Consider the following 12,758-nt stretch of genomic DNA (forward strand, 5'->3'; position numbering starts at 1 on the left):
GGCCTAGCCGTAGACGATGCGTCGCAGTTGTCGCAGCGACAGCGCCGGCGGGGCCACCGCGCGGCGCGGCAGTTCCTCGGCGATCCGCCCGAAGATCGCGTCGTTCCGCAGCCCGTGGGCCCGCAGTTCGCGGTGCCGCCGCCGGACGAACTCCTCGGTCGACTCGTCGAAGTACGCCAGCACGTCGAACACCACCCGGGCCGCCTCGCCGCGCCCCAGCGACGTGGTGCGCACGAGATGGTCCACGAGATCGTCATGTCCGTACGACGCCGAGAGCACCCTTCGATACTGGGGATCGAGACGCCGTTCCGCAACAATCCTGCCCGATATCGGGCAGCGGCGTGTCGCGCGACGCCGTGGGGCGGGCCCGGAAGGGCGTCGTGCGCGACTCGGTCGAACGGGGGTCGGGACGGGCGCCCGAAGGCTAGGCTGCCGCCGAGGAGCGCCAGACATGGCCAGGGCACGACCGAGGGAGGGGCCTCATGACCGTGAGCCGGCGGGGAGTGGTTCGGGCCGGCGGAGTGGCGGCCGCGGCGGCGCTGGTGGGGGTGGGCGGGCTGCGCAACGCGCCGGCCGCCTCGGCCGACGTGCCGGACTCGACGCGGTTCGCGCTGGACGGCGCCGGCGGGAACCCGGTGTGGCGGGCGTCGTTACACGCCAACTGGCAGATGCAGTCGTTCGCCTACGACAACGTCAACCAGCACGTCTACTTCGTGCAGACCAACCCCGCGAACACCGATCCCGCCCGGGTCGGGGACCTGTGGGTCACCAGGACCGACACCGCGGGCAACGAGCTCGGCGCCATGGCGCTGCACGGCTTCGGACACGGCGTCCAGATCGGCGTCGAGCCGTACGACGGGCAGGTCTACCTGTGGACCGAGTGGCGCACCAGCGGCAGCGGCTTCGGCACCCGCGTCGGACGGTTCCGGTTCGTCAACGGCGCGACGCTCGACCAGGACGACCCCGCGATCCAGGACCGCACCCCCTCCGTCGGCGACACCATGGTCAACCCCCAGCCGGCCATCGACCCCGCCCACGACCGGCTGCTGGTGCGCTACAAGGTGGACGCCGACATGCCGCGCATCGTCGCGTTCCGGCTCAGCGACGCCCGGGCGGGGCGGCTGACCAGCGAGTACCGGCTCGTCGAGCGGGCGTTGCCCTCGCGGGGCGCGTGGGGCGAGGAGCACCCCTTCCAGGGCTTCACGGCCTACGGCCGGTACGCCTACCTGCTGGAGGGCGGGGTGGGTCGCACCTCGTATCTCACCGCGGTCGACCTCAACGACGTGGGACAGTCGACGGAGGTGGACCGGTTCGGCACCACCGCCGGGGAGTCGCTTTCGGGGCGGGAGCCGGAGGGCATGGCCGTCTGGCTGTCCTCGAGCGGCCCGCGGTTGGCCTTCGGCTTCCATTCGAACACCGACGGGGTGCGGCAGGCGAGTGTCTTCTACAAGAGCGAATGGGCCTAGCGGTGGCGTGCCGGCCGGCGAATTCACCGACTTCACCGACTTCACCGACTTCACCGTCAAGCCGACCCTGACCGGCGAGAAGGTGGTGCTGCGGCCGTTCGACGTGGTCGCGGACCTGCCCGCCCTCAGCGAGGCGCTGCGCGATCCGGAGGCCGTCCGGCTCACCGGGAGCACGCCGCTGCCGCCGGACGACGACGCGTCGCTGCGGGCCTGGTACGGGTCGCGCGACGCGCAGCCCGACCGGCTCGACCTGGCCGTCGTGGACCGGGCGAGCGGCGGCTGCGTGGGCGAGGCGGTGCTGAACGAGTGGGACGAGCGCAACCGCGGCTGCAGCTTCCGGATCCTGCTGGGCCCGGCCGGACGCGACCGCGGGCTCGGCACGGAGGCGGTGCGGCTGACCGTCGGCTACGGCTTCGAGCGGCTCGGGCTGCACCGGATCTCGCTGGAGGTCTACGCGTTCAACGCGCGGGCCCGCCGGGCCTACGAGAAGGTCGGCTTCGTGGCCGAGGGCGTGCTGCGGGACGCCCTGCGCGACGGCGACGGGTGGGTGGACGCCACGGTGATGTCGATCCTCGCCCCGGAGTGGGCCGGGCACCGGGGCCGGCCGCCGGCCTGACCCGCGCGCCGGCGGCCGTTCGCGCCCGTCAGTGCTTCTCAGCGCTCCTCAGTGCTTCTCAGTGCTTCTCAGTGCTTCTCAGCCGCCCCCCGGTCCCCGGCGCCGCCCAGTGCTCCTCAGTGCCCGGGCCCCGACAGGTCGCAGCAACTGTCCCGGCGCATCAGGTGGGTGACCTCGCGCCAACGGGCGGCACCCGGGTCGGCCGCCGTGCCGGGGGCGTCGGCGAAGGCGTCGAGCAGATCGGACTGGTGGGTCGGGACGCCGGCGCGCAGCACCGCGGTCGTGCGGACCAGATCGGCGAAGTCGGCGAACGGGTCGCCGTCCACGATCGTGGCGTCGGCGAGCCGGCCCTCGGTGAGGGTGCCGAGGTCCTCGTCGGCGCCGAACACCCGGGCCGGCAACGCCGTCGCGGTGCGCAGCGTCTCGGCCGGGGACAGCCCGGCGTGGTGCAGGGCGCGCAGCGCCAGGTGCAGGTGCAGCCCGACCGGGACCAGTGGCTGGTCGGTGCCGAGCGCGACCAGGCCGCCGGCGCTCAGCACCCGGCGGTAGATCTCGGTCTCGGTGCCCAGCGTGGCCAGCTCGTCGGCGGTGGGCGGGCGTCCCGCCTGGTCCCGGACCGCCGCGACGTCCCACGGCGGCATCAGCGTGCCGACCCGGGGGTCGTCCGCCAGCTCCGGGTCGGCGCCCAGCACCGGCAGCGCGGTGAACGGCGTGGCGATCAGGTGGAAGTCGGCGCCGGCCGCGGCGTAGGTCTCGACGAGATCCTGGTACGCGTGTCCGGCGGCCGTGGTGGCGTGGCCGTACTCCAGGCGCTGGGTGGCCTGGAGATGGGTCGTCAGGTCCTGGCCGAGCTGCACGCCCGGCGTGCACAGGTGGCTGCCGGTGCGCACGCCGAGCCGGTCGTGCGCGAAGGCCGCCGCCTCCTCCATGATCCAGCCGGGCGCCCGGACGTACGTCTTGACGAAGTCCCAGTCGAGCGCGGCGCCCCGGTCCAGGGAGCGTCGCAGCCCCTCCCGGGTGCCGTGGGCGCGGGCCATGCTGTACGCGACGCGCGTCCCGTCGAGCAGCTCCCCGGTGGCCAGCAGCCGCGGCCCGACGAGCTCGCCGGCGGCCACCGCCTCGCGGATCCGGGCCTGTTCGTAGGCGAAGCCGCCGAGCGAGACCGCGGTGGTGATGCCGTAGGCGAGTTGCAGTGCGGTCTGCCGCCCGCCGTAGGTGCTCTGCCAGGGGTGGGTGTGGCAGTCCCACAGGCCGGGGATGACGGTCCGTTCGGACGCGTCGACCCGGCGGGCGGCCGGGCGCCCGGCGCGGTGCGGTTCGACGGCGGCGATCCGGCCCCGGCGCACCACGAGGTCGACGTCCTCGCGCACCGCGTCGCCGGTGCCGTCCCAGAGGCGGCCGGCGTGCACCACGACGTCCACCGGGCTCGGGCGCCGGTAGTCGAGGGAGAGCGGCACGGTCCTGGGGGTGCCGCCGTCCACGTCGATCGTGCGGAGCGTGCCGGCCGACCCTCCGGCGGTGAGGTACAGCAGGGTGCGCCCGTCGGCGGACCAGGAGGGATGATCGGCGGCCTCGCTGGTGAGCTGGTGCGGCTCGCCGGTCGGCGTGCCGTCCGCCGCGACCGGCAGCAGCCACAGCGCGGACTCGGCGACCACCGCCAGCCAGCGGCCGTCCGGGGACCAGGCGGGGCCCGAGGCGTATCGGTCGGAGAGCGAGGTGTGCGGCCGGACGGCGTGCAGGGCGGCAGCGCCGGTTTCGGTGTCGACCACCCGGATGAGGTTGTAGCCCTCGCGGAAGCGCTGGTTGAGCCGGTTGCGGTCGCAGAGCGCGAGGTGGCGGCCGTCGGGCGACCAGCTCGGCGGGCCGGGCAGGCCGCCGCCGCCGAGCGGGGCGGCCAGGGTGCGTTCGGACCCGCTGGCCAGGTCGACGACGAGCAGGTTGCCCGCCATGTCCAGGCAGGCCAGCCGTTCGCCGTCCGGGGAGAGCACCGGGAAGACGCGTCCGCCGGCGGCGAGCACCGTCTCCTCGCCCGAGTCGAGGTCGCGGCGGCGCGCGGCGAGGAGCCCGTCGCGGTCGTCGGCGTACACCAGGCCGCGCCCGTCGGGCGTCCAGGTGGGCGCGAGCAGATAGCGGGTGGGGTCGGCCCGGACGATGCGGCGCGGTCGGCCGTGGCCCGAGACGGGCGCCACCCACAGGGCGTTGAGGGCGACGAACGCGACCTGCCGGCCGTCCGGGGACAGCGCGGGCAGGTGCGGGGCGCGGACCGTCCCCCAGCCTTCGGCCGGGGGGACCCCCATGCTGCCGCCGCCGTCGAGGTCGTAGCGCTTCACGCGGTAGCGGGGGCGCTCGACGGGGAGGGCGGCGGTGAACGGGATGGCGGGGGCGTCCTGGGGTGCGGCGGGGCGCACGACGCGGAACTGGCCGCCGGCGGTGAGCAGGAGGTCGTCACGGGAGACCCAGCGGGGCGGGACGGGCAGGGCCACGGCCCCGAGGTCGACGGGGCCGCCGTCCACGACGAGGGTGCAGGAGGCGGCGGGCGCGGGCGTGGTGCGGAGGTAGGCGAGGCGTCCCGCGGGCGAGACGGTCGGGGTCATGATCTGGGCGCCGGTGCCGGGGTCCGCGTCGTCGACGTGTTCGACCGTCACCGGGCCGCCGCCGTCGGCCGGCACGGAGACGACGGTGCGGGCCTGGAGCGTCGCCTGGGCGGTGAGCGAGCCGCGCACGAACCACAGCCGCCGGCCGTCCGGGGACCACGTCGGATCGAAGTCCTCCCAGGCGCCGTCCTGGAGCGGCCCGTCCTGTCCCGGCAGTCCGGTGACGCGGGTCAGGCCGCCGGTGGCGACGTCGAGCACCCAGATCCGGTACGGGCTCCCGGTCACGGGGTCGCCCTCGCGCTCCGAGGAGAACGCGATCCGGGTGCCGTCGGGTGACCACGCCGGGCCGCGGTCGTCGAACGGGCCGTCCGTGCGCTGGCGCAGCCCGGAGCCGTCGGGGCGCAGCGTCCAGATGTGGAAGCCGCCGCCGCGGTAGGCGCTGACCACCAGCGACCGGCCGTCCGGGGAGAAGTGCGGCCGGGTGGGCTCCAGGTCGGGCGGGGTGAGCGGGGTGGCCTCGCCGCCCTGGCGCGGCAGGGACCACAGCACGGTCTGCACCTCGGCGACGAGCACGTCGCCGGCGGGAGAGAGGGTGGCGGAGCCGTTGGTGGCGGCGGAGAAGGACAGGGTGACGGCGCCGGACGCGGTGCCGGGGTGCGGGTGCGTCGCCGCGCCGGAGAGAGCCGCCGCGGCCGGCGGATCGACGGCGGTGACGGTGGCGACCGTGGCCGCCGTCGCGGCGGTGGCCTGGAGGAAGTCGCGCCGGGAGAGGCGGCGGGAGTCGCTTGCGGGGAGGCGTCGGGAGGGGTCTGTGTCCACCGTGGGCTCCTGGTCGAGGACGTGGAGGGAAGGGGTGGCGGGAACCGACGTTGGTGCGGATCGTGGCGTCCCAGGCCCCCTCCCCCGCCCCGGCCGGGTCCGAAACCAGCGCGTCGGGTGGGACGGGTGCGAAGGAGGGGCGCGTGTGTGGGGAGTTCCGTGGGAAACCGCACGTGGGGTGACGGTGTGGAGGTGTCGGGACGGTCCGGAGCGGAGCAGGGTGGAGTGGATCAGCGGGTGAGGCGGACCGGGGGGCGAACGCGCCTCAGCGGTGCCGCGGGTAGGTCGCCGTCACCTGGACCTCGACCAGCCAGCCGGGCACGGCCAGTGAGTCGATCTCCAGGGTGGCGCGGGCCGGGCGGGCATCGTTGGGGACCAGCGGCGGCGCCGGTTCGGAGGTGCCCATCGGCACCGGCAGGACCTCCTCGGTCTCCAGGTCGACGTTGGCGAAGTACTGGCGGTAGGCGCGGTTCCAGCCGGCGTAGTCGGCGGTCGCCGTCCCGGGCGGCGCGACCAGGTAACAGGTCATGGTGACGACGTCGTCGGGGGCGACCCCGGCCGCCGCGAGGTTGGCGACGATGGCGTCCAGCACCACCAGGGCCTGGGCCTCGGTGATGGTCACGCCGTCCTTGCCCTCGGTCAGTTCCGGGTCGGTGTAGCGCTCGGGCGAGCCGGCGGGGGCGGCGGGATTGCGTTCGGCGGGGCCGAGGCCGCTGCTGGTGTACGTGGCCACCTCGCCGCCGACGGCCACGCCGTTGGCGATCGCCGGGTTGCTGTTGCCCTCCGGCAGCATGACCCGCACCTCGTGCGGGCGCGGCGCCCACCAGCCGCGGGCCTCGGCGGTCACGGCGGTGCCGGCCAGCAGGGCGACGACGGCGGCGAGTGCCCCGCACAGCCGGAGACGTCGGGAGTTGAGGTACGCGCTCACTGCGCCATCACCCTCTCGTGGATGTCCATGACGACCTTGCGGGCGGAGGTGAACGCCCCGTGCTGCCAGGCGATGACGTGGCTGAGCCAGTCACCGGCGAAGTAGACGTGCCCGGCCGGCTCGTTGAGGAGCCGGTACTCCGGTCCCGACTGGGAGGGCCAACCCACCCAGCCGCCCTCGATGTGCGGGGTGCGGTGCCAGGCCACGCTGAAGGAGGTGGCCAACTCGTCGCGGTACTTCGGGCCGTGGATCCGCACGCCCCGGCTGACTGCCCGCTCCTCCCGGCGGTGGTGCGGGAGCGCGCTGTAGGCCAGGGCGTGGTCGCCGAAGTTGTAGTAGCCGATGAGCGTGCCGCGGCGGCCGTGGTAGCCGTAGGAGGGGTACCAGATGGTGGCCAGGTCGGTGTCGGTCGGCGTGATGCCGCCGTAGATGTGCTCGTCCCGCTCCCACCAACGGCTGCGGTACTCCAGGCCGATCTTCCCCACCGGCGTGGGCACGGCGTAGCGCAGCGCGGCGGTGACGTCGGCGCCGAGGTTGTGCGGGACGCGGGCCATGATCTGCGGTGGCATGGCCGCCACCACGTAGTCGGCGCGCTCGGTCCGCTCCCGGTCCCGGGAGTCGGTCCAGGTGACCTCGGCGCCGTCGTCGAGGTTCGTGACCGCGGTCACCCGCGCTCCGTAGGTGATGCGGCGGCGGCCGATCGCCTCGGCCAACGCGTACGGGATGGCGTCCATGCCGCCCACCGGCTGGAACATCAGCATGGCCTGGTCGTAGCCGAACTCGAACGAGAGGCGCTGCCCCAGGCCGCTGGCGATCACGTCGGACATGGAGGGCGGCGGGCCGAGCACGGTGCCCGCCTCGAACGCCGCCCCGGGCTCGGTGGTGTAGCCGCGCCGGTCGGTGCCGGTGTAGGACCAGCCGTCGGCGCGGCCCTTGATGGCGCCGAAGTTCTGCAGGAACGCCAGCAGTCGCTCCTTGTCCTCGGCGGTCAGCTGGGCGTCCAGGGCGCCCTGATCGGTGGCCTTGGCGAGGAGTTCGGAGACGTAGCCGTAGACGTCCGCCTTGGCGGTGCGCCACCGCACCGGCCGGCCGGCGAGCGCGGCGCTGTTCTCGTGGTGGATGTAGGCGTTGGCGTTGGCGTTGGTGAACACCTCCAGCGGGATGCCGAGTTCACGGCAGTAGTCCAGGGTCACGTGGGACTGCGGCAACCGCGCCGGGCCGGCGTTCATGTACTGGCCCTCGGAGAACGACGCCCGCTGGGTGCGGCCGTCGAGGTCGGTCAGCCCGGTGCCGCCGCGGATCGTCCAGTTCCGGCCGCCCGGCCGGTCCTTGGCCTCCAGGATGTGACAGTCGTAGCCGGCCTTCCCCAGCTCGTAGGCGGTGGCGAGACCGGCTATCCCGCCGCCGAGTATCAGGATCCGCTGGCCCTGCCGGCCGGTGAGCGTGAGATCACCGCGCCGCGGGGGGCGGAACTCCTCGGCACGCGCCTCCGGAACGGGCGCGAGGCCCATGGCGCCCATCGTCGAGTACAGCACCCCCGCACCACCGGCGATCCCCACGGACCGCAGGAAGTCGCGGCGGGAAGCCCCCACCTCCATGTTGCCTCCTAGCCCACGACGCGGAGCACCGCCCGAGTCGCGCAGTTCGATCAGGTCTGGGCAAGGAGAGACGTTCCGTCAGGAGTGTTACGGATGCATACCTGTGGGGTGTCAGTGTCATGAGCGCACTCACCGTGGCGCCTTGGGAGGCGGAGCGCGACCACGGCCGGGCCGACACCGGGACGCCCCGGCCCCCGGTGGCCGCCGGGGGCCGGGGCGTGCGGCGGGCAGGCTCAGGCGCCGCCGAGCAGGGCCCGCATCTCGTCCGCCTGGGGCAGGTCGAGCGCCTCGTAGTGGCCGAGCGCCTGGCGCCAGTGTTCGCGCGCCGCCTCGAGCTCGCCGAGCCCGGCGCGGGCGGCGCCCGCGCCGGCGTGCGAGTCGGCCAGCCACTTGCGGTGGCCGGCCTCGCCGGACACGGTCAGCGCCTCGTCGTAGAGCGCCAGCGCTCGGGCGGAGTCTCCGGCCGCCGCGTGGGTGGCCGCGAGCTCGATCAGGCATTCGACGAGCGAGTCCGTGTGGCCCACGGCACGGGCCAGCGCCAGCGCCTCGTCCTGGTAGCGCACCGCCTGTTCGTGGTCCCCCTGGTCGCGGCACAGCACGCCGAGGAGACGCACGCTGTCCGACTCGACGCCCCGGTAGCCCGTCCTGCGGGCCAGCTCCAGGGCGCGGAGGGCGTGCTCGCGTGCCTTGTCCCCCCGGCCCACCAGGTGGTGCACCTCGGCGATGCCGACGTTCACGTTGGCCTCGTTGGTCTGGTCGCCGTTCTCCTGGCAGAGCACGAGGGCGGCCTCGTTGGTCCTCAGCGCCTCCTCGTACCGGCCGAGGCCCTTGAGGCAGTAGGCCAGATTGACCCTGGCCGCGCGGCGGAGGGTCCACGGCCCGGTCGGTCCGTTCAGCTCCAGCGCCCGTTCGAACCGGCCTGCGGCCTCGGCCAGTTCGCCGTTGCGCACCAGGACGATTCCGAGGTTGTTCGTCGCCAGGGCCTGCAGCTCCGGCTCACCCGCCCGTTCGTAGGCGTCGACGGCCCGCTGCAGATGGGCCATCACGCATTCGTCGCCCTGGCCCAACTGGTTCCTGGCCAGGGCGAGATGAGTGCGCGCGTTGGCCTCCGCGAGCGGGTCGCCGAGGGTCTCGGCCGCCTGGAGTTCCCGGGTGCACAGGGCGAGCATCTCCAGGGAGTGACCGCCGATGTCGAGATAGCGCCAGATGGTCTGCGCCACGGCGATGGTGTAGGCGTCGTCGCCGTGCCGGGTGGCCTCCAGCAGGTTGGCCCGTTCGGCGTCCAGCCAGCGCATGGCATGGTCGTGGGAGGTGAGCGGCGGCGCCTCGAAGGGGAAGCCGCCGAACCCGGGGGACGACAGCTTGGGCCGCCGGTGGGCCTCGTGCGGCACGAGGACGTCCATGGCGGCGGAGGCGGTGGCCAGGTAGTACTCCAGCAGCCGGCCCAGGGCCGCCTCCCGCTCCACGGGTCCTTCGGTGTCGGCGGCGAGTTCGGCGGCGTAGGCGCGCAGCAGATCGTGGGGTTGGTAGCGGCTGCCGGCCACCTGATCGACCAGATGCGCCCGCAGGAGGGCGTCCAGGGCGCGGCGGGTCTCCCTCGGCCCGGCGCCGGCCATGGCCGCGACGGCGTGCGCGTCCACGTCGTGCCCCGGATGCACGCCCAGCAGCCGAAACGCCCGGGCCACGGCCGGGTCGAGGCGCTGGTAGGACCAGGAGAACACCGCCCGCACGGCCGTGTAGGGGTCCCCGTCCGCATCCAGCAGGTCCAGGGTGCCTTGCTGGTCGGCGAGCTCCTCGACCAGGTCGGCGAGGGTGCGGGCGGGCTGGGATCGGGCCAGCTCGGCGGTGATCCGCAGGGCCAACGGCAGCCGGGCGCAGCGTTCGATCAACGCGTCCGTCGCCGCCGGGTCGACCGCCGCGCGTTCCCCGAGCGCCTCGTGCAGCAGGGCACGGGCATCGGCCAACGGCAGGCGGTCGAGGTTGAGTCGGTGGGCGCCGTCGCGCGCCACCAGCCCGGCCAGCGCGTCGCGGCTGGTGACCAGCGCGAAGCAGGTCGGGCTGCCCGGCAGCAACGGCCGCACCTGCGCCACACTGTGCGCGTTGTCCAGGACGACGAGCATCCGTCGGCCGTCCAGCAGGGTGCGGAACCGGGCGGCCCGTTCCGCCTCGTCCTGCGGGATCGCCGCGCCCTCCAGACCCAACGCCCGCAGGAACCCCGCCAACGCATCCAGCGGCGACACCGGCTGATCAGGCCCGTAACCACGCAGGTCGACGTACAACTGCCCGTCGGGGAACCGCTCCCGCACCCGATGCGCCCAGCGCAACGCCAAAGCGGTCTTCCCCACCCCCGCCGTCCCCGCCACCGCCGAGATCACCACACCCCGCGCGCCCGCGGCGTCGGGAGACAGCAACCCGTCCAACTCCGCCAGCTCGACCTCCCGGCCCACGAACCCCGTCACGTCGCCGGGAAGCTGGGCGGGCACGGCGGTGCGCGGTTCCTCTTCCTGTTCGGCGCCGACCTCCACCGGCTCGCCCGCCAGCATCCGGGCCTCCAGCTCCCGCAGCTCGGGACCCGGCTCCAACCCCAGCTCCGCGACCAGCGTCTCCCGTGCCGCCCGGTACGCCGCCAACGCCGCACCCGGCTGCCCCGACCGGTACAACGCGATCATCAGCAACCCGTGCAACCGCTCCCGCAACGGATGCTCCCGCACCAAGGTGGCCAACTCCCCGGCCACCGCGGCGCTCCGGCCACACGCCACCTCCGCCTCGAACAACGCCTCACAGGCGACCAGCCGACGCTCGGCCAACTCGTGAGCCCAGTCCGTCAGCAGCGGGATATCCAGATCCGCGAACGGCACATCCCGCCACAGCCCCAACGCCTCGCGCAAGACCTCGACCGCCCGCCGCGGATCCCCACCCGCGACCTCCAACCCCTCGGCCACCAACGACTCGAAACGCTCCGCGTCCAACTCCCCCGGCACCACCCGCAGCCGATACCCCTCAGGACCATGCGAAAGCCGCTCCGGATCGCCCAGCACCGCCCGCAACCGGTGCACATGAAGATGCAACCGCTGCCGAGCCCGCTCCTCGGGACGCTCCCCCCACAACACATCCACCAGCACATCCGCCGGCACCGACTGGTTCGCCCGCGCCAACAACACACCCAGCAGGATCCGCCGCAACCGCCCCGGGACCGTGTCACGCCGCGCGTCCCACCGGATCTCCAGAGGGCCCAGCACCAGGAAGTCCATGGTCTCTTTCGCACTCCTCCACCCCGCCGGGCCCCAGTCTGGCGCACCAGGTCACAGGGTCGGCGGTGCCGGCTTCCCTGGCGAGGAAAGTGAGACGAAAGCGTCACCCGCATTCTTGTCGTTGTGGCACCGCCGGAGCCCCTCCACCGGCCGGCGGAGCTCACGGGGGATACCGGGTCGGTGGCTCCGCCGCCACCGGCCCGGCACACCCAGGGCGGGTGTGACGTGCCCGGGACGCGACGACAGGCCGCGTCCCGGGCACGTTGTGTCGAGGCGCCGGGTCACCCCACGCCGAGCTCGCGGGAGATGAGCATCCGCTGCACCTCGCTGGTGCCCTCGCCGATCTCCAGGATCTTCGCGTCCCGCCACATCCGGGCGACCGGGTACTCGTTCATGAAGCCGTACCCGCCGTGGATCTGCGTGGCCTCGCGGGCGTTGGTCACCGCCACGTCGGAGCAGTGCAGCTTGGCGATCGCCGCCTGCTTCTTGAACGGCTCCCCCGCCAGCATCCGGGAGACGGCGTCCCGCCACGCCGTGCGGGCGGTGTGGGCGCGCGCCTCCATGTCGGCGATCTTGAACTGGATCGCCTGGTTCTTCCCGATCGGGCGGCCGAACGCGGTGCGGGTGGCGGCGTAGGCCACGGACTCGTCCACGCAGCCCTGGGCCAGTCCGGTGGCGAGCGCGGCGATCGCGATCCGGCCCTCGTCGAGGGTGGACAGGAACTGCGCGAAGCCGCGCCCCTCCTCCCCCAGCAGGTTCTCCGCCGGAACGCGGACGTCGGCGAAGGACAACTCGCGGGTGTCCGAGGCGTTCCAGCCGACCTTCGAGTACGGCGCGGCGACCGTCAGCCCCGGGCTGGGGGTCGGCACGACGATCGTGGAGATGCGGGGGGAGCCGTCGTCGCCGCGCCCGGTGACCGCCGCGACGAGGATCAGGTCCGTGATGTCCGTGCCGGAGTTGGTGATGAAGCACTTGGTGCCGTTGATCACCCACTCGTCGCCGTCCCTGACGGCGGTGGTGGACAGGGCGCCGGCGTCCGAGCCGCTGCCGGGCTCCGTGAGGCCGAACGCGGCCAGCGCCTCCCCCGAGCACAGCCGGGGCAGCCAGCGGCGCTTCTGCTCCTCGGTGCCGAAGCGGTGGATCGGCATGGCGCCGAGCGAGACGCCCGCCTCCACGGTGATGGCGACGGAGGAGTCGACGCGGGCCAGCTCCTCCAGCACCAGGCAGACGGCGAGGAAGTCGCCGCCCATGCCGCCGTGTTCCTCGGGGAAGGGCAGGCCGAAGAGCCCCATCCTGCCCATCTGGCGAACGATGTCGTAGGGGAACTCGTGGCGTTCGTAGTGGTCGCCGATCTTCGGGGCGACCACCTCGCGGGCGAACGACTCCACCGTCCGGCGCAGCTCCTCGTGTTCCGGGGAGAGTCGGTGGTCCAGGGGCATGGTCGGTTCCTATCGTTCGGGCTCCTGTGGGAGCCGGCCGGGAGAGG

8 protein-coding genes are annotated in these 12,758 nt (G+C 73.9%); 2 read left to right on the top strand and 6 right to left on the bottom strand.

Annotated features, from left to right (window positions below; genetic code table 11):
- Positions 1 to 3 precede the first annotated feature (3 nt).
- Entirely contained in the window at positions 4 to 279 is a 276-nt protein-coding gene (locus tag ABGB06_RS05995; protein ID WP_347585973.1) for a hypothetical protein, read from the bottom strand.
- A gap of 203 nt (positions 280 to 482) precedes the next feature.
- On the opposite strand from ABGB06_RS05995, the gene ABGB06_RS06000 reads away from it, so the two are divergent.
- A complete protein-coding gene (locus tag ABGB06_RS06000; protein ID WP_347585975.1) occupies positions 483 to 1,466 on the top strand; it encodes a hypothetical protein in 984 nt (327 codons plus the stop codon).
- Between the two features lie 7 nt (positions 1,467 to 1,473).
- Entirely contained in the window at positions 1,474 to 2,082 is a 609-nt protein-coding gene (locus tag ABGB06_RS06005) for a GNAT family protein (protein ID WP_347585977.1), read from the top strand.
- Positions 2,083 to 2,198: 116 nt separating this feature from the next.
- Here ABGB06_RS06005 and ABGB06_RS06010 read toward each other — a convergent pair whose 3' ends face one another.
- The 5 genes from ABGB06_RS06010 to ABGB06_RS06030 all read right to left on the bottom strand — a co-directional run bounded on the left by ABGB06_RS06010 (position 2,199) and on the right by ABGB06_RS06030 (position 12,711).
- Entirely contained in the window at positions 2,199 to 5,495 is a 3,297-nt protein-coding gene (locus ABGB06_RS06010; protein ID WP_347585979.1) for an amidohydrolase family protein, read from the bottom strand.
- A 265-nt stretch (positions 5,496 to 5,760) separates the two neighbouring features.
- A complete protein-coding gene (locus ABGB06_RS06015) occupies positions 5,761 to 6,423 on the bottom strand; it encodes a Rid family hydrolase (RefSeq protein WP_347585981.1) in 663 nt (220 codons plus the stop codon).
- Positions 6,420 to 8,021, bottom strand: coding sequence for an FAD-dependent oxidoreductase (locus ABGB06_RS06020; protein ID WP_347585983.1), 1,602 nt, complete (start codon positions 8,019 to 8,021; stop codon positions 6,420 to 6,422). The genes ABGB06_RS06015 and ABGB06_RS06020 overlap by 4 nt, the downstream gene beginning before the upstream one ends.
- A 233-nt stretch (positions 8,022 to 8,254) precedes the next feature.
- Positions 8,255 to 11,272, bottom strand: coding sequence for a BTAD domain-containing putative transcriptional regulator (locus ABGB06_RS06025; protein WP_347585985.1), 3,018 nt, complete (start codon positions 11,270 to 11,272; stop codon positions 8,255 to 8,257).
- A gap of 281 nt (positions 11,273 to 11,553) precedes the next feature.
- Complete coding sequence (locus ABGB06_RS06030) at positions 11,554 to 12,711, bottom strand: acyl-CoA dehydrogenase family protein (protein WP_347585987.1); 1,158 nt, start codon at positions 12,709 to 12,711, stop codon at positions 11,554 to 11,556.
- Positions 12,712 to 12,758 lie beyond the last annotated feature (47 nt).

The sequence above is a fragment of the Streptomyces sp. B6B3 genome (assembly GCF_039871525.1).
Classification (GTDB): Bacteria; Actinomycetota; Actinomycetes; order Streptomycetales; family Streptomycetaceae; genus Streptomyces.